Here is a 24,948-nt window from a genome sequence, read left to right as displayed (position 1 = left end):
GGAGGTTGACATGAAACAACTCAAACTTGGTATGGTGGGTGGAGGAGAAGGCGCCTTTATCGGTGCGGTACACCGCATTGCCGGCCGCATTGATGGTCATTATCAGTTGGTGGCTGGTGCATTAAGTTCAACTCATGACAAAGCGATTCGCTCGGGTCAGGCTCTTGGGCTTGAATCTGACCGCATCTACACTGATTACGCTGAAATGGCCAAGGTGGAAGCGCAGCGTGAGGACGGTATTGATGCGGTGGCGATTGTCACCCCGAATCATATGCACTTTCCTGTCGCCAAGGCCTTTCTAGAGGCTGGGATCTCGGTGATCTGCGACAAACCCTTAACCTCAACCCTAGAGGATGCCAAAGCGCTCAAACAGGTCGCAGAGCAATCACAGGCCTTTTTCTTCCTCACTCATAACTACACCGCCTATCCACTGGTGCGACAGGCACGCCAGATGGTACAGCAGGGCGATCTTGGCACGCTGAGAGTCGTTCAGGTCGAGTACCCTCAAGACTGGCTCACCACCGATGCTGAACACGGCGATAATAAGCAGGCGCAATGGCGCACAGACCCCACTCGCTCAGGTCCAGCTGGCTGCCTTGGCGATATCGGCACCCACGCCTACAACTTAGCTTGCTTTATCACTGGATTGGAGCTCGAACAAGTCAGCGCGGAACTGACATCCTTTGTCGGCGGGCGTCAGCTCGATGACAACGTGCATGTCATGCTGCGCTTTGATCAAGGCGTCAAGGGTATGCTGTGGAGTAGTCAAGTAGCGCCAGGGAACGAAAACGGCTTACGTATCCGGGTTTATGGTGATAAGGGTGGACTCGAGTGGGCACAGGAGAATCCGAATGTGCTTGCATTCAGTCCATTTGGTCAACCGACTCAGCGTTTAACTCGGGCGGGTAACGGTTATCTTGATACCGGTGCGCATTTGGCGAGAACGCCAGGCGGTCACCCCGAAGGGTATTTAGAGGGCTTTGCCAACCTGTACACTGAAGCGGCAATCTGCCTAGATAGAAAGCGCCAAGGCGTACTACCGGCCGATATCCTCGAGCAAAGCTTGATCCCAGATATCCATACCGGCCTTGATGGTATGAGGTTTATCTCTGCCGTTATTCAGTCCTCTCTGCACAATGGTGATTGGGTTTCTCTAAAGGAGATGTAGATGAATACAGACACAGTTACTCCCTTACTGCGTCTGGATAATATCTGCAAATCCTTCTCCAAGGTTACTGTCCTGCACAATATCTGCCTCGATATTCGTGCAGGAGAGGTGCTTGGCATACTTGGAGAAAACGGTGCAGGTAAATCGACGCTGTTAAAAGTCATCGACGGGATCTATCACGCCACCAGTGGCACAGTTGAGATGGATGGTATGCCTGTTGATATTCGTACGCCCTCTGATGCGAAGAAGCTCGGGATAGCCATGATCCCGCAAGAGTTTAATCTTGTCCCAACCTTGAATGTATTTGAAAACATTTTCTTGGGTCAAGAGATCCGCTCAAACGGCATGTTGGGACGAAAACTCCTCAATAAGCGTGAGATGCGCAGTCGTACCCAGCAATTACTTGAGCAACTGGACACCCCACTCTCGCCTGACGCCTTAATCGAAGACCTGACGGTGGCAGAAAAACAGATGGTGGAGATCGCCAAGGCATTAGTCCATGACGCGCGGGTATTAATCATGGATGAGCCCACTACAGTGCTGACCCATCATGAGGTCACCATCCTGTTTAATCTGATCAATAAGCTCAAGCGCCAAGGCGTAACGATTCTGTTTATCTCGCACAAATTGAAGGAAGTGAAACAGTTATGTGATCGCCTGATCATCTTGCGTGATGGCGAGCTGGTATCAGTCGATGAAGTCGCCAACATCAGCGAACATGACATGGCGACCAAGATGGTTGGGCGGGAACTTAACCAAATATTTCCTATTAAAAACCAGTCATTTGGCCAGTTGGCTCTGCAAGTACGGGGATTATCTCTGTCTAAACTGGTCTCTAACATCGACTTCGATATTCGCTGCGGTGAAGTACTTGGGCTTGGCGGCTTAGTCGGCAGTGGGCGGACTGAGATTGCTGAAGCGTTGATGGGGCTGAGAAAAATAAAATCAGGAGATATCCGGGTCTTCAATCAGCCTTATCAACCAAGCAACGTCAAAAAAGCCGTCTCTGAGGGCCTCGCCTACCTGAGCGAAGACCGCCAAGGCAGTGGCTTAATTCTCAACTTTAATCTGTTTGAGAACATCACCCTTTGTTCACTCGATAAATACCAAAACCTGTTGATTAATCACAGTAAAACCAAGCATCAGGCCGAGCACTATATCGATCAGTTCGACATTAAGACGGAAACCGCACACACCGAGCTGCAATACCTCAGCGGAGGCAACCAACAAAAAGTCTACCTCTCAAAGTGGATGGATACCCAGCCAAGGGTCCTGATCCTCGATGAGCCAACCCGTGGCGTTGACGTCAACACCAAAAAAGACATCTACCACTTTATTCACTCACTGACTAAGCAAGGACTAGCTGTCATCGTCATCTCCTCTGAAATGGAGGAGCTGATTGGACTCTCAAATCGCATTATTGTCATGCGCGAGGGTCAGCAGCAAGGTGAGCTTCAGGGGGAGGATATTACCGAGCAGCAAATTATGTTACTCGCTGCTGGGTTAAAGGATGCAATTGAGCCTAATCAGCCACAAGGAGTCTTATCATGAGCGAAACGATACCTGTTCCCAAGCAGGATAACGGTCAGCCAGCGACCGTATTTGACAAATTACGTGCGGTAAACTGGGCGACTTTTGCCCCCTTGATTGCGCTCATCATCCTTGTCGCGATCTCAGCCATGGCCAGCGAACACTTCTTAATGACCCGCAACCTGACTAACATATTGCGTCAAGTCTCCTACACTGGGATCATTGCGATTGGCATGACGTTTGTGATCATCGCTGGCGGCATCGATCTGTCGGTTGGCTCCGCGCTGGCGCTGGTCGGCGCGCTGATTATTATGCTACTTAACTACCTCGGCGTCGGATGGATGGCCGTGTCACTGGCCATTGTGGCGGCGATGATACTTGGCGCGCTGTTCGGCGTGATCAATGGCTTGCTCACCACAGTCGGTAAGATCACGGCCTTTGTTGCAACACTTGCCACCATGTCCATCTACCGATCTCTCACGCTCTACATCAGTGATGCGGGAGAGGTGGTCTCAAACAATCCTTACTACCCCAAGATTGGTACCGGTTACTTTCTCGAGCTACCCATCCCTGTGTGGGTATTCTTGATCCTCGCGGTCATCGGTCATGTGCTACTCAAACATACTGCGTTTGGCCGTCATGTCTGCGCGGTGGGGTCGAACCCGAAGGTCGCTACCTACTCGGCGATCAATGTGCAAAAAATTGTCTTTCTGACCTTTGTCCTACTGGGCTTTACGGTCGGGGTCTCCGCCGTGATGCTTTCCTCTAGACTGAACTCGATCAGTCCAGGGGATGCCGGGCTGTTCTATGAGTTGGACGTCATTGCTGCAGTAGTGATTGGGGGCACAGCGATGTCCGGTGGCAAAGGCTCGATATGGGGCACAGTCGTAGGGGCAATCATTCTGGGCATAATCAATAACATGCTTAACCTCATGGGCGTCAGCCCATATCTACAAGGAACGGTAAAAGGTTTGGTCATTCTGGTCGCAGTACTGATGCAATTTAAACGCTCAGAGTAAATCAAACACCGTAAAATAGGAGAACTAAATGATGTTACTAGTTAAAAAGTTTACGCAGTTTGGCTTCGCTATCCTGTTTGCTTTGCTGTTGTGCACCACGCAAGCCTTAGCAAAAACCCATAAAATAGGGGTCTCTGTTCCCTCTGCTGACCATGGGTGGACCGGCGGCGTGCTGTGGTGGGCAGAGCAAGCGACCAAAGACTTTAAAGACTCTGACTATGATGTAGAGTTCTATGTAGTGGCTGCAAGCTCGGGCTCTAAGCAGGTGGGTGATATTGAGGATTTGATGATCCGCGGTATCGATGCCTTAGTCGTCTTACCGCACAACCCGGCCACACTGCAAACGGTGATTGAAGAGGCCTACGAGAGTGGTATCTACACCGTAGTGGTTGACCGTGAATTGGCCAAACCTGCTCAAGATGTGTTTATCGCTGGGGATAACGCGGGGCTAGGCTCAGTCAGTGGTAAATGGTTGGCCGAAGAGATGAACAAAAAAGGCAAGGTTGTGGTGATCGAAGGCATGTCGATCCCGATTAATAAACAGCGTGTCGATGCCTTTAACGAGATCATTGCCAACTACAAGAACATTGAGATCCTTGATAGCCAACCTGCAGACTGGTCGACTCAAAAAGCCTTGGCGGTGATGGAAAACATGCTTCAGCGCCACCCCCATATTGATGCGGTTTGGTGTCAAGACGACGATATGCTAAAAGGCGTAATGCAGGCGATTAAAGAGTCCGGACGCAAAGAAATTAAAACCGTTCTTGGTGGGGCGGGCTCTAAAGACATTATCAAAATGATTATTGATGAAGATCCTGTGGTTCGCGCAACGGTAACCTACCCAGCAAATATGATTGCCTCAGGTATTGGTCTAGCGGTTACTGGTTTAAAAGAAGAGAACCTTGGTACGCTCTACCACACATCACCATCTCGCGTGATACTAGCGGCTGAACTTGTCGATAAGCACAACGCAGATAAATTCTACGAGCCACGTTCGGTTTTCTAGTCCTTGGCTAAAAATCTATAACTCTGTGCTTCGTACTTTTCAAAACCTCACTCTGCGAGTGAGGTTTTGCTCTCAGGGTTAAACCAGTGATTTATTTATCTCAGCTAGCACTTTGGCAGGATCTGCTGCCTGAGTAATCGGACGACCTATCACAAGGTAGTCTGAGCCTGCAGAAATAGCATCAACAGGTGTCATGATACGCTTCTGATCGCCAACATCCGCACCAGCAGGACGAATCCCAGGTGTTACTAGCTTAAACTCTTGACCAAGCTGCGTCTTGAGCATGTTGGCTTCTTGTGCAGAGCAAACAACGCCGTCAAGGCCTGAGTTTTTGGTCAGCTGAGCCAAGCGAATCACCTGCTCTTGAGGCGCAACATCCAGACCAATACCGGCTAGATCAGTTTGCTCCATGCTGGTTAGCACAGTCACACCAATCAATAGTGGGCGATCCTTACCGTAAGGCTCAAGGATTTCGCGTGATGCTGTCATCATGCGCTCACCACCACTCGCGTGGACATTCACCATCCATACACCCATTTCAGCTGCTGCACGAATGGCCTTAGAACACGTGTTCGGGATATCGTGGAACTTCAGGTCAAGGAAAACCGAGAAGCCGCGTTGGTGAAGCGCTTTCACATACTCTGGACCAAAAAGAGTGAACATTTCCTTACCCACTTTCAGTCTGCAGCTTGCTGGGTCAATTCTATCTACAAATGCCAGCGCATCAGCTTGGTTATCATAATCAAGTGCAACGATAACTTTTGGGTCGTTCATTTCATCTCCTAACTTCTATAACAATCGAACTTAAGGCTTACTCGCCATCAAGCCCGCGAATCGGTTTAATACAGCCCCAACCCTTACAGGATGGGCAGTGCCAATAAACCGAATGAGTGGCAAAACCACACTTACGACAACGATAGTGAGGTTTTGCTTTCAACTGTTCGCCAACCAGCCTTTGCAGGGTCGTCAGGCTATCTTTACCGCGTCCTTCTTCCGCCTCTTGAATATGATAGTCAATTAAGCGGTGAAAACCTTTCATGGTTGGGTTTTTAACCAACTGGCGAGTAAGTATCTCTTGTGCAGCGCCAACCCCATCATGGCTAGCCACTAGCTGCGCCAGCATTAGCTCGGCTGACACGCCAGCCTTGTTGGTAATGCACTCGCGCAAAAAAGCGACCAGCTGCTCTTGTTCAGATAAGTGATGGTAGCAATCGGCAATCAGCGGTAGTACCTCAGCGACGAAATCTCGGTCTTGTTGTAAGACGCGCTTAAAGTACCCTACAGCGCTCTGGTAGTCTTCACGCTCTAGGTAGAGCTTGCCAAGAACGATACTCGCGCGTACACACTTAGTGTCAGTCTTTAGTGCCTTTTCCAGCAGCGAAATTGCTTTGGAGGGATTACTCTCTGCTAATTGCTCTTGGGCCAGTTCACACCAAAAGTGGGCAACTGCACCATTCATTCGTTGCTTACCCAGCTTGATCAGCGTGGTTCCACACTCAATCGCCTTATTCCATTCTCTGGTTTGCTGATAAATCACCATCAATTGGGTTAATGCTGCAGTGCGGTGCTCGGGCTCGTCGATAAGCTGCTCAAAAATGCGTTCTGCTCGGTCAAGGAAGCCGGAGACCATATAGTCCTTCGCCAGCTGCTGCAGAGCAATATTCTTTTGATCAATCGTCAGGCCTTGGCGGGAAATGAGATTTTGATGTATTTTTATCGCCCTATCGACCTCACCTCGAGAGCGAAAAAGGTTACCCAGAGCAAGGTGAGTATCGATGGTATCGTCATCGACCTGTAAGAGTTCAATAAAGTGATCAACGGCTTTATCTGACTGATCAGAGAGCAACAGGTTAAGGCCAGTAACATACTGTCTGGATAACTGGTTTGACTGCTTTTGGCGCTCTTGGTTGGCACTTCGGCTTCCCATATACCAACCGTAAGCGGCGGCAATAGGAAGTAATAGAAACAATAACTCTAACATTCGGTCGGCAATCTAACTTATTCTGAGGCAGCCGTTGTGGTCGGTGTGGTGGAAGGCTTGGTGGCTTGCTGCTTTTTCAGCTGTCTTTTTAGCTTAGTGATCTGTAGCTTCGCTCGTAGATGTAAGGTACCAAACAAAATCCAAGCGAGGATAAAGCCGACGACGAATACACCACCGAGTAGAGTTGATAGGTGAAAGTCGCCTTGTGCCAACAGGTAATTAAACGTGACAATGGCCTGATTCTGGGACCCCAACGCAAGTGCAGTAAGAAAAAGGACTATTACTGCTAGTACCTTAATTATTTTCATCATCTACGTTCTCCATTAAGTTTGGCTGTACCTACGACCCACGCTCTTTGACACCAAATGTTGTTATGGCTTCGGTATAGCGATTATGCAGCAAAAACCATTGATAAACCATGCCTCTGCACAATTAACCAATAAAAAAGCGGTACACCTAAGGTATACCGCTTTTTTCTGATCTTGCTTGCTAGTGCGCGTCGTTCACCCGCTCACGCAGCTCCTTGCCTGGCTTGAAGTGGGGCACATGCTTGCCTTCCAGCTCTACCTTTTCACCCGTTTTGGGGTTGCGTCCTACTCGTGGCTCCCTGTAGTGCAGGGAAAAGCTGCCGAAGCCGCGAATCTCAATGCGATCACCGCCCTCGAGTGTATTCGCCATCTGTTCCAAAATATCTTTAACAGCATCCTCCACTTCCTTGGCAGATAGATGCGGTTGTTCGGTACAGATTCGCTCGATTAATTCAGACTTAGTCATGTTTGTCCTCGTCTTGTTCTTTTAGCAGAGATTATAGACAACATTATTAGATTCAACAAATACTTGCGTCACTCTACGAATAAATAATAGCAACCTAATGTAAGGGAGCCATGTTGAACGGCATGAAGTTCTCTTTTTCAGTTCCACTCATCGCCGTAGGCCTATGAGCACTAAGTCAAATTTAGTTGAAATTTAGCACCTTGGCTAATAAATCCCATTGAATTGACAACGATATAACTAAACCTTTGATAAGTATAAGTGTTTTTAACTTCTAGCTGATAAAAAGCAAGAGGCCAGACCGTTACACTACGAGGTGTAAGGAGGAGAGGTAATAGAGGGTCAGATAAATTATATGAGGGAGTAGAAAACAAAAAAGGAGCCCGAGGGCTCCTTTTTAACAACCATTAAGGGGAGAATTACTCGCCTTTAGCTGCTTTGAATGCGTCTGCCATAGCGTTACCGAACGAACCATCGTCTGCTTTGTTCAGTGAAGCCATTGCTTCTTGCTCTTCAGCTTCATCTTTAGCTTTGATAGATAGGTTGATTACGCGGTTCTTACGGTCTACACCTGTGAACTTCGCTTCAACAACATCACCAGCGCTTAGGATTAGAGAAGCGTCTTCTACGCGGTCGCGAGATACTTCAGAAGCGCGGATGTAACCTTCTACGCCTTCGATGATCTCAACAGTTGCGCCTTTAGCGTCTACTGCAGTTACAGTAGCGTTAACTAGAACACCTTTCTTGTTGTCAGCAACGTAAGCATTGAATGGGTCGTTTTCCATTTGCTTAACGCCTAGAGAAATACGCTCACGCTCTGCGTCTACTGCTAGAACTACTGCAGAGATTTCGTCGCCTTTCTTGTACTCGCGTACAGCTTCTTCGCCAGCAACATTCCAAGAAATGTCAGATAGGTGAACTAGACCGTCGATGCCGCCTTCTAGACCGATGAAGATACCGAAGTCAGTGATAGACTTGATCTTACCAGTAACTTTGTCGCCTTTAGCTTGAGCTTCAGCGAATGACTGCCATGGGTTAGCTTTACACTGTTTCAGACCTAGAGAGATACGACGACGTTCTTCGTCAATCTCAAGAACCATAACCTCAACTTCGTCGCCTACATTAACAACTTTAGATGGGTGGATGTTCTTGTTAGTCCAATCCATTTCAGAAACGTGTACTAGACCTTCAACGCCTTCTTCGATTTCAACGAAGCAGCCGTAGTCAGTTAGGTTAGTAACGCGACCAGTTAGCTTATGACCTTCTGGGTAACGCTTAGCGATTGCTACCCATGGATCTTCGCCTAGCTGCTTAAGACCTAGTGATACGCGAGTACGCTCACGGTCGAACTTAAGAACTTTAACTTGGATCTCGTCACCAACGTTAACGATCTCAGAAGGGTGCTTAACGCGCTTCCAAGCCATGTCAGTGATGTGTAGAAGACCGTCAACACCACCTAGATCTACGAACGCACCGTAGTCAGTTAGGTTCTTAACGATACCTTTAACTTCAGAACCTTCTTGTAGAGTTTCTAGAAGTTCGTCACGCTCAACGCTGTTCTCAGACTCGATAACTGCACGGCGAGAAACAACTACGTTGTTACGCTTCTGGTCAAGTTTGATAACTTTGAACTCTAGCTCTTTGTTTTCTAGGTGAGCAGTGTCGCGAATTGGACGAACGTCTACTAGAGAGCCTGGAAGGAATGCACGGATACCGTTAAGTTCAACAGTGAAACCGCCTTTAACTTTACCGTTGATGATACCAACAACAGTTTCAGCTTCTTCGTAAGCTTTCTCAAGAACGATCCAAGCTTCGTGACGTTTAGCTTTCTCACGAGAAAGCTGAGTCTCACCGAAACCGTCTTCAACAGCGTCTAGCGCTACGTCTACTTCAGCACCAACTTCAACTTCAAGTTCGCCAGCAGCGTTCTTGAACTGTTCAGCAGGGATAGCAGACTCAGACTTAAGACCAGCGTCAACAAGAACGAAACCGTTCTCGATAGCAACTACAGTACCTTTAACGATGCTGCCTTGTTGGAATTCAGTCTCATTTAGAAACTCTTCAAAGAGTTGAGCAAAAGATTCAGTCATTATTCAATCTTCAATTAATTTAAACTTCCACGGGCATCCTACCGCGTGGGGTTATTAACTTCGCCGGTTATCATCCTTGCAACCAACGCTCCGTACTGGCTCAGTCTTAAAGACTAAGCCAGTTTAGATTCTATATGTTCTAGTGCCTTTTCAACCACTTGCTCGATTGACATCGAAGTGGAATCCAGCACTAACGCGTCCTTCGCAGGACGGAGCGGCGCCACAGGACGATTACGATCTCTATCGTCTCGCTCCTGGATTTCGCTCAAAAGGTCGTCAAATCTAACATCTACGCCCTTGAGTTGCAACTGTTTCATACGACGGTGTGCCCGCTCTTCAGCACTGGCATCGAGGAAGATTTTCGCCTGCGCCTCTGGAAACACGACTGTCCCCATATCACGGCCATCAGCGATTAGGCCTGGCGCTTGAGCAAAAGCACGCTGTCGGCGCAGCAGTGCCTCGCGAACACGTGGCAGGGCAGCGACTTTTGAGGCAGCCATACCCGTTTCTTCTTTGCGCAATTCATTAGAGACATTCTCACCTTCGAGAATCACTTTCACTAAGTCCCCTTCGGCAATGAATTGGACGTCAAGGTGTGTCGCAAGTGGAACCAAAGCATCTTCTGACGTTAGGTCAACGCCATGATGGATTGCAGCAAGTGCAAGCACACGATAGATCGCCCCGGAATCTAGCAGCTTATAACCCAACTGATTGGCAATCAGCATGCACAATGTGCCCTTTCCTGCGCCGCTCGGCCCGTCAACTGTGACGATGGGAGTTTGTGAAGACATGGTCTACTCCATTTATTTTTGCTTGTGCCATGACCAGAGAAGAAAATGCTAAAAAACAGCAAACTGACGTAAACTCTGTGACTCTGATCCGGCTTAACCCAAATGCGGCGCTGATTATATACAAAAATCTGGGCAGATGCTCATGCAAATAGCGAGTTTTTATATTCAAGGGCAAAGATATTCCCCACATCAAACATGATCTGGGGAATATCTTAAGTGAGCTCAAGATACCTCTTGGGCCTATTTAGATAGCTTAGACTACAGCTTGATTCTGGCTGCGTTTTTACTCAGTAGAGACGGTCCAATCCCTTTTACCTTGGTCAGCTGTTCAACCGTCTCGAACTTGCCGTGTTGCTCACGATAATCGACGATCGCTTGCGCCTTCTGCTCGCCAACCCCTATCAGCAGCGTGGCTAACTCCTCTGCTGGGGCGGTATTAATGTTAACACTGATCTCTATGCCCTCATATTGGTCCGCTTTAGGGGCAGCCGACACTGAAGAGAGTAAACCAAGGAAAACGCTTAGAGACAGGATAATGCTGGTGATGAGTTTTTTCATAATGTTGCTCCTAGATGATTGAGTAGCATCTTGAGCAAAATACACATTACTGCGATTCGCTAAGCGGCGCACATAAAAAAAGAACGAACTACCAAGTAGTTCGTTCTCCAGTTACATAAGATTACATTAAGCTTACCGTCAGACTCACAGTATTGAACTTGTTGGTTGAGCCTAGTTGATGTAGTAATCCACGCTGATTTCTTGACGCAGGATCTCAATCAGACCTTGCATGTCCTGCTGAGCATTGCTTTGCTCAAGCTGGAAGCCAATCTGATCATTGAACTGCGGGTCGATTTCGGTGTTGATATCGTTGAGCTCAACGATCGCAATATCACCATTCATCTCAGTTGCACGAGTAAAGGTTCGCTCACCTTCAACCGGCTTAACCATTGCAAATACCGTCTCAGCAAGCGGTGAACGGCGATCAATCGTCTCCGTTTCACCGAACTCAAAACCTTGAGCCTCAAGTACTGCTTCGTCACCAGAGCGCAGAGCTTCAAGTAGCGTTTGTGCAACTTCAGAAGCAGCTTGCTCGCCTTTAACTTGTGATAGTTGAGCAACAACGTCTGCCTCAACCTCTTCAAGTGGTAGCACCACCTCTTCACGCATCTCCTCGACGCGCACCACAATAACGTGCTCCGGCGCCACTTCAATCACTTCAGAGTTTAGACCGTCTTCTTTGACATCCGCACTCAGTAGTGCTTGCATCACGGCTGGAGCCATTAGCACTTCTGGTGCATCAACTTGTGAAATGAAGTCAGTCGTCACAACTTCGCCACCGATCGCTTCTGCCGCGTCATCCAGTGAGTCAGGGAACTCAAAAGCGACACGCTCTAGGTCGTTTTGCTTAGCATAAAACTCGTCAACCGCTGCTTGGTCAAGCAGCTCTTGCTCGATGTCTTGAGCAACTTCTGCAAGTGGCTTAGCTGTCGGTGCTTCGATACCGGTTAGCTTGATAATATGGAAACCAAAGGCAGATTCAACGATCTCAGTGATCTCGCCCTGCTCAGCAAGCGCAAACGCTGCGTCTTCAAACGCTGGGTCCATCACACCACGCTCAATCCAGCCCAAAGAGCCGCCTTGATCCGCGCTGCCAAAGTCTTCTGATTTCTCTTCTGCCAACTGCGCAAAGTCCGCACCAGCGGTCAGTGACGCCAGTACCTCTTCAGCAGCCTCACGCTCACTTACCAAGATATGGCTGATTTCGCGCTGCTCTTCAGACGAGTAACGCTCAATGTTTTGCTGGTAGTATTCCTCAACGTCTTGCTCAGAGACCGAACCTGAATCACGCAACGCCATCGCCGATAGCTCAAGGTAAGATACTTTAAGCTGCTCAGGGCGTGTGAAACGCTGTGCGTTTTGCTGATAGTAATCCGCGATCTCTTCATCGCTTAGCTCAACGTTACCCGCAAATTCTTCCAGTGAAAGAACTACTTTGCGGATATCACGAGTCTGGCCGAGCAAGGCAGCTTGTAGCTCAACCTCGCTGCTCAGAGAAAACTCACTGCCTTGAACTGCTGCTAGAAGCTGATCACGCACCAAGTTGCGACGTAGGTACTCAGCAAAAGCATCTGGACTAAAACCAGCACGGCGCAGTGTCGCTTGATAAATATCTTGATCAAACTGGCCATTAGTTTGGAACTCAGGCATTTCTAGCATCATCTGACGAATCTGATCATCACTGATACGTAGGCCAAGCTTCTTGGCATGTTGCTCAATCAAAACATCGTTAACCATACGATCGAGAACCGACTGACGGAACGAAGCGACGTAAGCAGGATCACCAAGCATCGCCGAGAAATACTCGCCGAGCTGAGCTTGCATACGATTACGCTCATTTTGGTAAGCTTGTTCGAACTCACCACGGCTAATGTCAACATCACCGACAGAGGCTGCAGAGTTACCTGAACCACCTAGGTTGCCGACGACACCAGCAAAGACAAAGGAAAGGATAATGATCCCGAGGATGATCTTGACCGCTAGGCTGTTAACGCCTTCGCGTATACGCTCCATCATGTATAAAGCTCCGAAGTTTCACTTCTAATAAATATTCTTGTGCGCGATGATAACAGAAAAAGAAAAGCGCATCAGTATGATGCGCATTTTTTAAAATCGTTCACTTATCAATGCTTCTAAGTGTAAATTTTTGCTTCACTTAGCAATCACTACTAACCGAGATTAGAAAAAGTGCAATTAGTTACAAGCATCTTTTAGTGCTTTACCCGCTTTAAATGCAGGAACATTCGCTTCAGCAATTTGGATCTCTTCACCAGTCTTAGGGTTACGACCTGTGCGCGCTGCGCGAGTACGAACGCTGAACGTACCAAAACCAACAAGTGCCACTTGGTCACCAGACTGTAGAGTGTCGCCTACCGCTTCAATAAAAGCGTCTAGCGCACGGCCAGCTGATGCTTTAGAGATATCCGCGTTTTCTGCAATTTTGTCTACTAGTTGTGTCTTATTCACATTATTCCCCTTAAAGTCTACCTGACGAAGATTGAGGTAGTTTCATTCCAAATTATTTTTGTTAATCATCAGCCGAGCCCTTGCTACATAAAGGCTCAGCCATAGTTTGTAAAGTTAGCTCTCAAAAAAAACGCTGACAAGCCTTTTTAGACGTATCAGCGCAATCTTTTACTTATTTTTGCTGTATATCACTATTTTGTAGAGACAATTTCAACACCACTTGGCGCATTTTCCAAAGCAACGTTCAAGACTTCATCAATCCACTGAACCGGAATCACCTTGAGGTCAGCAATAACGTTTTCAGGAATCTCTTCGAGATCACGTTCGTTGTCTTTCGGGATCAGCACGGTAGTGATGCCACCGCGGTGTGCAGCAAGCAGTTTTTCTTTCAAACCACCAATTGGCAAAACTTCACCACGCAGGGTAATTTCACCGGTCATCGCGACTTCAGCTTTGACAGGGTTACCCGTTAGGCTAGACACCAATGCCGTGCACATAGCGATACCCGCACTCGGGCCATCTTTCGGCGTTGCGCCCTCAGGCACGTGGACGTGGATGTCTTTCTTCTCGTAGAAGTCGCTGTTAATGCCGAGTTTCTCAGCACGGCTACGTACGACCGTCATGGCAGCTTGAATCGACTCTTGCATTACATCGCCCAACGAGCCAGTTTGCGTTAGCTTGCCCTTACCAGGCATCGCTTCCGTCTCGATGGTCAACAAGTCGCCACCGACTTCTGTCCACGCCAAACCAGTCACTTGGCCAATGCGATTGCTATCATCAGCCTTGCCGTAATCGTGACGTTGAACACCCAAGTACTCCTTGAGGTTGTCCATGCTAACCGTGACAGATTTCAGTTGTGTGTCTAGCAGAATATTTTTCACTGCTTTACGACAAATTTTTGAAATTTCTCGCTCAAGGTTACGCACACCCGCCTCACGAGTGTAGTAGCGAATGATACCAACAATAGCAGAATCTTCGATAACTACCTCACCAGACTTAAGGCCATTACGCTGCTTCTGCTTTTCAACTAGGTGGCGCTTAGCAATGTTGAGCTTCTCATCTTCGGTGTAACCCGACAGGCGGATCACTTCCATACGGTCAAGCAAAGGCCCTGGAATGTTCATTGAGTTTGAGGTCGCCACAAACATCACATCCGACAGATCGTAATCAACCTCTAGGTAGTGATCGTTAAACGCATTGTTCTGCTCAGGGTCAAGAACTTCAAGCAATGCCGATGATGGATCGCCACGCATATCAGAGGACATCTTGTCGATCTCATCGAGCAAGAATAATGGGTTTTTCACCCCAACTTTCGACATCTTCTGAATAAGTTTGCCTGGCATAGAACCGATATAGGTGCGACGGTGACCACGAATTTCTGCCTCATCACGCACGCCGCCGAGCGCCATACGCACGTACTTACGACCCGTAGCAGATGCAATAGAGCGTCCTAGTGAGGTTTTACCCACACCTGGAGGACCAACCAAACACAGAATTGGGCCTTTGAGCTTATTGATGCGATTTTGCACCGCGAGGTACTCAAGAATGCGTTCTTTCACGCGCTCTAGACCATAGTGGTCCTCATTGAGTACTTCTTCTGCCTTAGCAAGATTCTTCTTAACCTTTGAGCGCTTAGCCCAAGGCACACCAACCATCCAGTCGATGTAGCTACGAACCACGGTTGCCTCAGCTGACATCGGCGACATCATCTTTAGCTTTTGCAGCTCTTGTTCTGTCTTGTCTTTGGCTTCTTGTGGCATCTTTGATTCTTCGATCTTCTGCTTAAGAGCCTCGAATTCATCAACGCCATCCTCACTCTCGCCAAGCTCTTTCTGAATCGCCTTCATTTGCTCATTCAGATAGTACTCGCGCTGTGATTTTTCCATCTGTTTTTTAACGCGGCCGCGAATGCGCTTCTCAACCTGAAGGATATCGATTTCCGACTCCATCTGGCTCATCAAGAACTCAAGACGCTCGGTCACATCTAAAAGCTCAAGCACCTGCTGCTTATCATCAAGCTTAAGTGGCATATGAGCAGCGATAGTATCAGCTAGGCGAGCAGCTTCGTCGATACCGCTCAGAGATGTCAGCACCTCTGGTGGGATCTTCTTGTTCAGCTTAATAAAGCCCTCAAACTGACTAATCGCGCTGCGCACGATAACCTCTTGCTCACGCTCGTCAAGCTCTGGCGTGGTTAAGAACCGGGCATCGGCGAGGAAGAAATCGTTGTCTTTGTACTGCTCAATCTTGGCACGCTGCTGGCCTTCAACCAGTACCTTCACCGTGCCGTCAGGGAGTTTTAAAAGTTGCAAGATAGTCGCGACTGTGCCGACATCAAATAGGTCTTCGATACCGGGCTCGTCTTTATCTGCTTGTTTTTGCGCCACAAGCAAGATCTGTTTGTTGTTGTCCATCGCCGCTTCTAGGCACTGGATTGACTTCTCACGTCCAACAAACAGAGGAATGACCATATGTGGGTAAACCACCACATCACGTAGAGGTAATACTGGGATTTCAATACGCTCGGAACGTTCCAAGTTCATAGAGTTCTCTCTTCCGCTTATACTTTATTTGCAATATATGGGGGCTAATTGGTTGGTTTCAATGACAGAATAAAAAAAAGGAAGCAAGATCTGCTTCCTTTTTCAATACAATCGCTGCGCCGAGAATTACTCTGCGCCAGCGGCTTGGCTGTCATTGTTGCTGTAAATCAACAATGGCTCAGACTCACCGTTGATCACCGACTCATCGATAACCACTTTGCTCACGTCTGTCGCTGATGGCAGCTCGTACATGGTCTCTAGAAGCACACCTTCCAAGATTGAACGCAAACCACGTGCGCCTGTCTTACGCTCCATTGCCTTCTTCGCAATCGCGCGTAGGGCATCTTCACGGAATTCAAGCTCAGCATTCTCCAGCTCGAAGAGTGCCGCATACTGTTTGGTCAGTGCGTTCTTCGGCTCACATAGGATCTGGATCAGTGCATCTTCATCAAGCTCTGTCAGCGTGGTTGTCACTGGTAGACGACCGATGAATTCTGGGATCAAACCATATTTTACCAAATCTTCTGGCTCAACCTGGCTGAACAAGTCACTCAGCGTCTTAGATTCATCTTTAGAGCGTACTTCCGCACCAAAGCCGATACCTGTACCCGTTGCGACGCGCTGCTCGATCACTTTATCGAGACCGGCAAACGCACCACCACAAACAAAGAGAATCTTTGAGGTATCAACCTGCAAGAACTCTTGCTGCGGGTGCTTACGACCACCTTGAGGTGGTACCGATGCTACTGTGCCCTCAATCAGTTTCAATAGTGCCTGCTGTACGCCCTCACCAGAAACGTCTCGAGTGATCGATGGGTTTTCTGCCTTGCGTGAAATCTTGTCGATTTCATCAATATAAACGATGCCGCGCTCTGCTTTAGAAACGTCGTAATCGCATTTCTGCAGCAGTTTTTGAATGATATTTTCTACATCTTCGCCAACGTAGCCCGCTTCGGTCAGTGTGGTCGCATCTGCCATGGTAAATGGAACGTCCAAGAAACGCGCTAGCGTCTCAGCTAATAGCGTCTTACCGCTACCTGTAGGACCGATCAGCAAGATATTACTCTTACCAAGCTCAACACCCTCTTTGGTGGTGTCACCATTGCGCAGACGCTTGTAGTGGTTGTATACCGCTACCGCCAACACTTTCTTTGCATAGTCTTGGCCAATCACGTAATCATCTAGGTGATCACGGATCGCTTTTGGCGTTGGTAACGCCTCAGACTCTTGCTTAGGAAGAATGTCTTTGATCTCTTCACGAATAATATCGTTGCACAGATCAACACATTCATCACAAATGTAAACCGAAGGGCCTGCGATTAGCTTGCGAACTTCGTGCTGGCTTTTGCCACAGAAAGAGCAGTACAGTAACTTGCTGTTACCTGAATCTTTGCTTTTATCTGTCATTCGCTAACCTCTTAGCCTTTGTTTCTTTCGTTACGAGTTTACTACATATCACTCAACATTGCTTGTCGCAACAGGAGTGATAGACATCCGTCCACTCGCCGTTAACCTTTACTCACCGCGATGGTTCAATACCGAGTCTACTAGGCCATACTCAACCGCTTGCTCGCTAGACATGAAGTTATCACGGTCAGTATCGCGCTCGATAATATCCAGTGGCTGACCCGTATGCTCAGCAAGCAACTTGTTCAGCTTCTGTTTGATAGTCAGGATTTCTTGCGCATGGATCTGGATATCCGATGCCTGACCTTGGAAACCACCTAGTGGCTGGTGAATCATCACGCGCGAGTTAGGTAGTACATGACGTTTGCCAGGCGCACCACCCGCTAGCAGGAATGCACCCATGGAGCACGCCTGACCCATACATACGGTACTCACATTTGGCTTGATAAACTGCATGGTGTCGTAAATCGACATACCAGCCGTCACACTACCGCCAGGTGAGTTGATGTATAGGAAAATATCCTTATCTGGATTTTCGGACTCGAGGAAAAGTAGCTGGGCAACAACGAGATTCGCCATTTGGTCTTCCACTTGACCAGTTAAGAAGATTATACGCTCTTTGAGTAGACGAGAGTAGATATCGTATGAACGTTCACCGCGAGACGTTTGCTCTACTACCATAGGTACTAGCGCATTAAGAATTGGCGACATTGCATTTTTTTCTTGGTAGCTCATAGTCTTATATCCCTAAAATAAATGGCCCGAATGATAACTTATCACACGGACCATTGTTAGCAGATGAGTTAACGGTTAGTCAACCTGTTAGCGTCGTTTCTGCCTATTAAGCAGCAGGTTGCTGATTCATTAGCTCGCCAAAGGCAACTTCTTTCTCAGTTACTTGTGCTTTTGCAATGATCGCGTCGATAGCTTGCTCTTCTAGAGCAACGTTGCGCATGTTGTCCATCATTTGTTGGTTTTGCTCGTAGTAAGCAATAACTTCTGATGGTTCTTCATATGCGGTAGCCATCTCTTCGATAAGTGCTTTCACCTTCTCGTCGTCAGCTTTTAGCTCTTCAGACTTGATCACTTCGCCTAGTAGAAGACCTACAGATACGCGACGCTTAGCTTGCTCTTCGAACAGTTCACGTGGAAGTTGCTCAGCCGCTTCTGGGTTACCACCGAAGCGTTGTGCAGCTTGCTGACGTAGGCCTGCGATTTCTTGGTCGATAAGTGCTGCTGGAACGTCGATTTCGTTCGCAGCAACTAGACCGTCGATCGCTTGCTCTTTGATGCGGTTCTTAACTGCTTGCTTAAGCTCACGCTCCATGTTCTTGCGAACTTCAGCTTTAAGTGCGTCAACACCGCCTTCATTTACGCCGAACTTAGCCACGAACTCGTCGTTGATTTCTGGAAGTTCACGCGCTTCAACTTTGTTTACTTTGATAGCAAACTTAGCCGCTTTACCTTTTAGGTTTTCAGCGTGGTAATCTTCTGGGAAGGTTACGTCGATTTCAAATTCCATGCCTGCAGTTTTGCCAACGATACCGTCTTCAAAACCAGGGATCATGCGACCAGCGCCCATCTCTAGTGGGAAGTTCTCAGCTTTACCGCCTTCGAACTCTTCACCGTCGATAGAACCAACGAAATCGATAGTTGCGCGAGAACCTTCTTCAGCAGCGCCTTCAACTTCAGTCCAAGTCGCTTGCTGCTTGCGAAGAGTTTCAATCATCTCTTCAACGTCTGCGTCTTTCACTTCTGCTAGTGGCTTCTCAACTGCGATAGTCTCTAGGCCAGACAGTTCGATTTCTGGGTAAACTTCGAACGTTGCGTTGAATACTAGGTCTTGACCTTCAACGTTTTCAACTGGTTCGAAAGTTGGAGCGCCTGCAGGGTTGATCTTATCTTTAACGATTGCTTCGATAAAGTGACGCTGCATTACTTCGCCTAGAACGTCTTGACGTACTGCTTTGCCGTACATCTGTGCAACCATCTTAAGAGGCACTTTGCCTTTACGGAAACCATCGAAACGACGGTTTTTAGCGATGTTGCGTAGTTCAGCTGTCACTGCATCTTCAATGTTAGAAGCAGGAACAGTAATGTTAAGACGGCGCTGTAGGCCCTCTAGCGTTTCAACAGTAACTTGCATTTTTTATAAACCTCAAAAATGGCTCAGAGTTTTCTGAGCGTATGAGCCACGCATCCACAATGTCTGCGAGACTTCATCCTTGTTTAGCGCGCAAAAAGCGCTTATTCAAATTGAGTATCGATACCCGGCTTACTCAGCCGCATACCGGACTAATGAGTGATATCTTCAGCAGCCGTGCCCAGGGCAGTCTGCGTTTAAAGGTATCTCTGATTAGTCTCAGGGTAAAATTTTAGACGAAGCATTCTAACCACCTGAGCTTAGCCTGTCGAGCCGAACCCTTGTATCGATCCCTCATTATTAGCTTTTTAAAGTTGACTGCTCCGTTTTCGACCAATTTTGACCGTTGGCTACTACGCAAGCGTCAATCAACAGGAGAAATTGGGGGCATTTATTGGCTTTTCAAGGCTAATTGACAAATTTTTCCAGTTTATTGGCTTTTTAAGCCCTTAATGTGAGTAAGACTCCATGCTCAAGGGCGAAAACTCTTGAGCGTTTGACGCATAATTTCACGCCTAAAGTGAAGCTAACTCACTCGAGACTCCCAAAGAATTAGTCCAAGGTAGAGCCGTGATCGTTCGATATTCACCATAATTTGGCCCAAATCAACACGGCAGGGCTAGCGGTACCCTTCTACTATTGATGGCGAGTTAAGTATAAGGTGATACCCATGAAGACAATAGCAACGTTCGCGAAAACCACCCTTTTCTCTGCCGCTATCTTTGCCGCAGGAGCCCATGTTTCAGCCCACGCCTCAACAATGGAAGCCAATGAGATGTCCAACAAAGACAAAGCCATAGCAGTAATATCCAGTATCGAAACCGGCGACCAAAGTGCGATTGGGTATATCAACCCGGAGAACTATATCCAACACAATCTTGGCGTTGCCGATGGTCTAGCGGGTTTTGGCGAGATATTGCAAATGTTGCCAGAAGGCAGTGCCAAAGCCCAAGTAAAGCGCGCATTCCAAGATGGGGACTATGTCTTTTTGCACACCGACTACAACTTCTTTGGCCCTAAGGTCGGCTTTGATGTATTCCGCTTTGAAGACGGCTTAATCGTCGAACACTGGGATAACTTGCAGGAAGTTGCGCCGAAAAACCCAAGTGGACGCACTCAACTTGATGGCCCAACTGAGGCGACAGATCTCGATAAAACCGAGTCTAATAAAGAGATAGTCACCAACTTCGTTAAAGACATTCTGATGGACGGCGACATGTCGAAAATCAATACCTACATCGGTAATGAAGACAGCGAATACCTGCAACATAATCCTATGGTCGCCGACGGTTTAAGTGGTTTGGGGGTGGCCCTTGAAGAGTTGGCCAAGGCTGGTCAGCCGATGGTGTACACCACCAACCACAAGGTGCTAGGTGAAGGCAACTTCGTCCTCTCAATCAGTGAGGGGCAATTTATGGGACAGCACGTGGCCTTTTATGATTTGTTCCGCCTAGAGAACGACATGATCGTCGAGCACTGGGACACCATCGAACCTATCCCGGCAGAGTCGGAGTGGAAAAATACCAACGGCAAGTTTGGCTTTGAGTAAGCCTCTCGATTAGTTACTCCTGATACATAGTAATTAAGGCTGCCAGTCCGGCGGCCTTTTTGCGTGTCGGTCAAATCTGTTCTAATTTTGCATGTAGTTATCAGTTATACTTGCGGTATTGAGCCTTATGGATAGATATGGACATCCCCCACGTTAGCTTTCGTTTAAAACAGGACCATTTTACTCACTTAGACATTATTGAGTTGCAATCCCTCGCTGAGCGCAAAAACCTTACCCCAGATCCGACTCGACCTCATCGCGTGGGCTTTTTTGCTTTTATCTATATAGAAGAGGGAATCGGTCAGCACATGGTAGATTTCGAGACTTACACCTACCAACCGGGGTCGATGATCTTCATCCAGCGCGAACAGGTGCACAGCTTTGACTTCTCCTCAGGTGCCAAAGGCAAGATTATCCTGTTTACCCAGGCTTTTCTCGACCAAGTCCATGCCAATATGCGCCTGCCTCACTATACCCCAACCCATCTTAGTCACTCACATTGCCCGCTCGTGCAACTTTCCACAGCTTATCAGCGCAGAGTCGATAGCTATGTTGATCACCTAAGCCAAGAGCTGGCTGCGGAGAAGCCCGATACCTTAATGGCCATGTACCTATTTTCGGCACTGGCATTGATGGTCAATCGACATCGTGAGCATGACCAGTCCCACACCTTATCGAACGAACATAGCAACAAACTGGCGCGATTTATCGAGCTCATGCAAGCACACTACCGAGCCACGCGCGACGCTAACTGGTATGCGGGTAAGATTAACACCACCTATAAGACGCTGAACCACGTGTGTAAGCTTGCAACGGGGCTGACCGCTAAGCAGATGATTGATGCCTTTACGGTAATGGAGATGAAGCGCGAACTGGTGTTGAGCAATTGCAGCTCACAGCAGTTAGCCTATGAGTTCGGCTTTGAGGACGCGAGTAATTTTGTAAAGTACTTTAGAAATCTGACTAAGCAGACCCCCACTCAGTTTCAAAAGCAGTTTATTGCTCAGTAAAGTGTAAAAAATTCTCCCAAGCCAAAGCAAAAACAGCAGCCGACAAAGCGGCTGCTGTTTCTTTCAAGCGGTTGCTTAATTTATCTGCTTGAGAAGCTCAATTAGATAGTCATTAGCGAGTAAAGTACGCCGATTGCACCTAGGCTTGCTAGGATAGCTACGCCTTTCTCAGCCATTACACCGCCGTTCTCAGCCGCTTTACCGAACATACCGAATACAAGTGGGTGTACTAGGAATGTCATTGCGAAAGTAAAGGTGATTAGGCTTGCTGCCGTTGCACCGAACATGCCTTCTTGTACTGCTGCGTATAGACCGAAGTGAGATAGACCAGAAGAAGCAGACATAGATGCGTGCTCAAGTGACATACCTGCTAACGATAGGAGAGTAAAGCTACCGAATACCGCCATGATCTGCCAGCCTAGAGAGAACTGCATTAGACCTTTAACTTCTGTTTGCTCACAGCCGTTCGCACCGCGTAGTTTCTTCAGTGAGAAGAAGACAAATGCTGCACCTGCTGCGATTAGAGGTAGCGTGTAGCTAACCATTAGGTAGCCCGCTTCCGCACTTGCTGCAAGGATAGTGAATACGAAGATGTGACCTGCAAATGGGATGTTGATCATAATCGGCGCACGAGATGCCGCTTTAGAACCAAAGTCACCTGCAGTACACGCACCCGTTAGGCCTGAGTGAGAAAGACCACCCGCCATACCTGGTGCTAGGTTGCGTAGGAAGTTTGCTTTACCGATGAAGATCAGTAGTGCTAGACCACCGAACATCCAGAATACCTGACCTGCGAAACCGTAAACAATTACGCTTTGTAGACCTGGGATGCCAAACGCTTCAAGCATGTGAGAACCACCTACTAGGAAACCACCAGAAAGAACTAGAGGGATACCAGCGAATAGTAGTGAGTTCATTGTTGGACCAAGTTTCCACTTAGGAAGTAGCATACCTAGGCCAGAAGATAGGATCATCGCGAAGAAGATCTGTGGTAGACCAATGATAGGTGCGATTGCCTTAGAGATAACCAGAGATAGGTTAAGTACCACGATGATCGCTAGGATTTCTACCACACCTTTACGGATGTAAAGTGCTTTGTCTGATGTTTTCGCGCGGCTATCGATAAAGATAAAGCCAACCGACAAACAGATGTAAGCAAATAGTAGGTAAGAATCGCCTAGGATTGCGCTATCAGTACGACCTGAAAGCAACACGTCAGCCGCATGAATACCGATCAGTAGGAAGAAACCACGTACAATAAACGTTAGCTGAGTACTAGTCGTACCCATGAACACTTCTTTAGTCGAAGGCTGGAAGAAACTGGTGTCAGTATCTTCAACATTCTCTTTTGCCAACAGACGCTTGATCTCTTGACCACCAACGAAGAAAGAGGCGATCAGTGCAATAACGGTGGTTTGACCGGCAATAACAATCACTGGGAATTCACCCAGACCTGGCTGTGCCATGCCCGTTTTCACTAGCAACGCACCCAGGCCAAGACCTGCAACAACGATAACCAATAGTGATGAATACTTAGTGCCTGCAACGATAGTACGGGCAACCAGTACCATAATTGTCAATGCTACCAACGCGATAAAAAAGTGGTTGAAAGCATATAGATGGGAAACTTGTTCCATTACAACTCCAAATAAAAAGCTATATTTTTATGGCTCACAGCTGCCCTGGCCTAAGTGCACATGGATACACAAAGTCCTGACTGCTAGCGATGGCAAAGCCGTGAGCGAATTATTAAGTTAGACGGGTAACTACGCCACGTTTGCAGGCGCCGTTGCTTCTGTTGTTTGACTCGGTGAGTCATTGAACAGTGAGCGAAGGGCTTTCAACACTTCTTGACGAGAAACAACCCCCACGTACTGACCTTGGTCGAGTACTGGCAGGATCTGCGGCTTATTGACCTTGATAGATTTTGCACGCTCTTCAAGTGAAAGCGTGGTCATTTGAGTTGCATAGCCCATGCCGCTAGTTGGATACAGTTGCTCCTTATCCAGTGCCAACTCCTCAAGAGCGTCAGTTAGACGGTCTTCAAGGTTCATTGTCACCACATCTGTTTTCATTAGATGGTCGACTTTTACTGTGTAGTCAGGTAAATAGTCCTGACACCACATCTCTACCATCACATCGTGCGCTGACAAGAACCCCACCAACTGACCTTCTGCATCCAATACAGGGGCACCATTGGTTTGGTGTTCAATCAACGTGTCGATTGCCGAAGACAAAGGGGTATCCACACTAAAAGTAGGGGCTTGAGAATTGACAATATCTCTAACGGTAAGCAAAGCACTCATAACAATCTCCTAATATAAAGCCAACACCGCTGTCGTAATTCGTTTCGAACTAACTAAAAAGCAGGCTCTTTGCGCTGCCGATGAGTAGGTTACCGAGGGGCATTATATTAGTAAAATTGATTTAATTTAATCTCTAATTCAATTTTTCTGATAATTACTTTTGTCGTAAATCAAAGTTTGGTTCGATTCCCGATCTATCAATAGAACTGATTTGAGCTGTTTTTATCCAACAAATCGCACGTTAAGTATTCGCTACTAAAAGCTCCCAGCCCTTTATTGACGGGGCTTTAGGCTCTATCACTTTCTCTTATAATGTAAAATTTCGCTGCTTTGCCCCTCCATTTGGGTAAGCTTACTCTGCTCAAATGCAACAATGTGTAACCTTGCTTATCTGAACTCAACACTCAAATCGAGTTGAGTCCACTGGCGAAAAATGCACCATGACAGGTACTTGTTACCATGGGTCGATGAGTAAATTGCCGCCAATTCGTGATATACTCAGGTCGTCATATCGACAAGTTTCAATTGTTAAATTTACTCACCTTAACCTACGCGAAATTCAACGCTGCATCGCGATCTTCTGGTTGAGCTGGGAACTAGTTTTGGTGTA

The 24,948-nt window shown here is 47.6% G+C and carries 21 protein-coding genes; 6 read left to right on the top strand and 15 right to left on the bottom strand.

All coding sequences use genetic code 11. The features are described from left to right. Positions 1 to 10: 10 nt before the first annotated feature. From ACZ5R2_RS17510 to ACZ5R2_RS17495, 4 genes are read left to right on the top strand one after another with little or no spacing between them, the layout of a single operon-like run. Positions 11 to 1,168, top strand: a complete 1,158-nt coding sequence (locus ACZ5R2_RS17510; protein WP_464903307.1) for a Gfo/Idh/MocA family protein — start codon at positions 11 to 13, stop codon at positions 1,166 to 1,168. Continuing rightward, positions 1,169 to 2,719 carry a sugar ABC transporter ATP-binding protein gene (locus tag ACZ5R2_RS17505; protein WP_464903308.1) on the top strand — a complete coding sequence of 517 codons (1,551 nt, stop codon included), beginning with the start codon at positions 1,169 to 1,171 and terminating at the stop codon, positions 2,717 to 2,719. Further along, a complete protein-coding gene (locus tag ACZ5R2_RS17500; RefSeq protein WP_464903309.1) occupies positions 2,716 to 3,717 on the top strand; it encodes an ABC transporter permease in 1,002 nt (333 codons plus the stop codon). Before ACZ5R2_RS17505 ends, ACZ5R2_RS17500 begins: the two co-directional genes overlap by 4 nt. Before the next feature lie 28 nt (positions 3,718 to 3,745). Beyond that, complete coding sequence (locus ACZ5R2_RS17495; RefSeq protein WP_464903310.1) at positions 3,746 to 4,723, top strand: substrate-binding domain-containing protein; 978 nt, start codon at positions 3,746 to 3,748, stop codon at positions 4,721 to 4,723. Between the two features lie 78 nt (positions 4,724 to 4,801). Here ACZ5R2_RS17495 and pyrF read toward each other — a convergent pair whose 3' ends face one another. The 13 genes from pyrF to tig all read right to left on the bottom strand — a co-directional run bounded on the left by pyrF (position 4,802) and on the right by tig (position 19,476). Beyond that, positions 4,802 to 5,497, bottom strand: a complete 696-nt coding sequence (gene pyrF, locus ACZ5R2_RS17490; RefSeq protein WP_464903311.1) for an orotidine-5'-phosphate decarboxylase — start codon at positions 5,495 to 5,497, stop codon at positions 4,802 to 4,804. A 37-nt stretch (positions 5,498 to 5,534) separates the two neighbouring features. Next, positions 5,535 to 6,704, bottom strand: coding sequence for a lipopolysaccharide assembly protein LapB (gene lapB / locus ACZ5R2_RS17485; protein WP_464903312.1), 1,170 nt, complete (start codon positions 6,702 to 6,704; stop codon positions 5,535 to 5,537). Between the two features lie 17 nt (positions 6,705 to 6,721). Next, complete coding sequence (locus ACZ5R2_RS17480; RefSeq protein ID WP_464903675.1) at positions 6,722 to 7,012, bottom strand: LapA family protein; 291 nt, start codon at positions 7,010 to 7,012, stop codon at positions 6,722 to 6,724. A gap of 181 nt (positions 7,013 to 7,193) precedes the next feature. Next, complete coding sequence (gene ihfB, locus ACZ5R2_RS17475) at positions 7,194 to 7,478, bottom strand: integration host factor subunit beta (protein WP_464903313.1); 285 nt, start codon at positions 7,476 to 7,478, stop codon at positions 7,194 to 7,196. Between the two features lie 416 nt (positions 7,479 to 7,894). Next, complete coding sequence (gene rpsA, locus ACZ5R2_RS17470; RefSeq protein ID WP_464903314.1) at positions 7,895 to 9,565, bottom strand: 30S ribosomal protein S1; 1,671 nt, start codon at positions 9,563 to 9,565, stop codon at positions 7,895 to 7,897. Between the two features lie 113 nt (positions 9,566 to 9,678). After that, entirely contained in the window at positions 9,679 to 10,356 is a 678-nt protein-coding gene (gene cmk, locus ACZ5R2_RS17465; RefSeq protein ID WP_464903315.1) for a (d)CMP kinase, read from the bottom strand. Between the two features lie 258 nt (positions 10,357 to 10,614). Further along, complete coding sequence (locus tag ACZ5R2_RS17460; RefSeq protein ID WP_464903316.1) at positions 10,615 to 10,914, bottom strand: ComEA family DNA-binding protein; 300 nt, start codon at positions 10,912 to 10,914, stop codon at positions 10,615 to 10,617. Positions 10,915 to 11,085: 171 nt separating this feature from the next. Then, complete coding sequence (gene ppiD / locus ACZ5R2_RS17455) at positions 11,086 to 12,930, bottom strand: peptidylprolyl isomerase (protein ID WP_464903317.1); 1,845 nt, start codon at positions 12,928 to 12,930, stop codon at positions 11,086 to 11,088. A gap of 177 nt (positions 12,931 to 13,107) precedes the next feature. Beyond that, a complete protein-coding gene (locus ACZ5R2_RS17450; RefSeq protein ID WP_438458415.1) occupies positions 13,108 to 13,380 on the bottom strand; it encodes an HU family DNA-binding protein in 273 nt (90 codons plus the stop codon). Between the two features lie 191 nt (positions 13,381 to 13,571). Next, positions 13,572 to 15,923 (bottom strand): endopeptidase La, encoded by a 2,352-nt coding sequence (gene lon, locus ACZ5R2_RS17445; protein WP_464903318.1) that lies wholly within the window; start codon positions 15,921 to 15,923, stop codon positions 13,572 to 13,574. A gap of 126 nt (positions 15,924 to 16,049) precedes the next feature. Next, positions 16,050 to 17,330, bottom strand: coding sequence for an ATP-dependent protease ATP-binding subunit ClpX (gene clpX / locus ACZ5R2_RS17440; RefSeq protein ID WP_464903319.1), 1,281 nt, complete (start codon positions 17,328 to 17,330; stop codon positions 16,050 to 16,052). A gap of 108 nt (positions 17,331 to 17,438) precedes the next feature. Next, on the bottom strand, positions 17,439 to 18,065 hold the full coding sequence (gene clpP, locus ACZ5R2_RS17435; RefSeq protein ID WP_464903320.1) for an ATP-dependent Clp endopeptidase proteolytic subunit ClpP: 627 nt from the start codon (positions 18,063 to 18,065) through the stop codon (positions 17,439 to 17,441). A gap of 106 nt (positions 18,066 to 18,171) precedes the next feature. After that, positions 18,172 to 19,476, bottom strand: a complete 1,305-nt coding sequence (gene tig, locus ACZ5R2_RS17430) for a trigger factor (protein WP_464903321.1) — start codon at positions 19,474 to 19,476, stop codon at positions 18,172 to 18,174. Between the two features lie 667 nt (positions 19,477 to 20,143). Here tig and ACZ5R2_RS17425 point away from each other — a divergent pair. Together ACZ5R2_RS17425 and ACZ5R2_RS17420 are read left to right on the top strand one after the other, a co-directional pair. After that, entirely contained in the window at positions 20,144 to 21,022 is an 879-nt protein-coding gene (locus ACZ5R2_RS17425) for a nuclear transport factor 2 family protein (protein ID WP_464903322.1), read from the top strand. A gap of 137 nt (positions 21,023 to 21,159) precedes the next feature. Further along, positions 21,160 to 22,032 (top strand): AraC family transcriptional regulator, encoded by an 873-nt coding sequence (locus ACZ5R2_RS17420; RefSeq protein WP_464903323.1) that lies wholly within the window; start codon positions 21,160 to 21,162, stop codon positions 22,030 to 22,032. Between the two features lie 101 nt (positions 22,033 to 22,133). Here the strand turns inward: ACZ5R2_RS17420 and ACZ5R2_RS17415 are convergent, their stop codons facing one another. Both ACZ5R2_RS17415 and ACZ5R2_RS17410 read right to left on the bottom strand, forming a co-directional pair. Further along, positions 22,134 to 23,669, bottom strand: coding sequence for a hypothetical protein (locus ACZ5R2_RS17415; protein WP_464903324.1), 1,536 nt, complete (start codon positions 23,667 to 23,669; stop codon positions 22,134 to 22,136). A gap of 129 nt (positions 23,670 to 23,798) precedes the next feature. Beyond that, complete coding sequence (locus ACZ5R2_RS17410; RefSeq protein WP_464903325.1) at positions 23,799 to 24,338, bottom strand: CBS domain-containing protein; 540 nt, start codon at positions 24,336 to 24,338, stop codon at positions 23,799 to 23,801. Positions 24,339 to 24,948: the final 610 nt, after the last annotated feature.

The sequence above is a fragment of the Vibrio sabulosilitoris genome (assembly GCF_055391395.1).
Note: the sequence above shows the minus strand (reverse complement) of the source record. Positions and strands in the feature narration are given on the sequence as shown.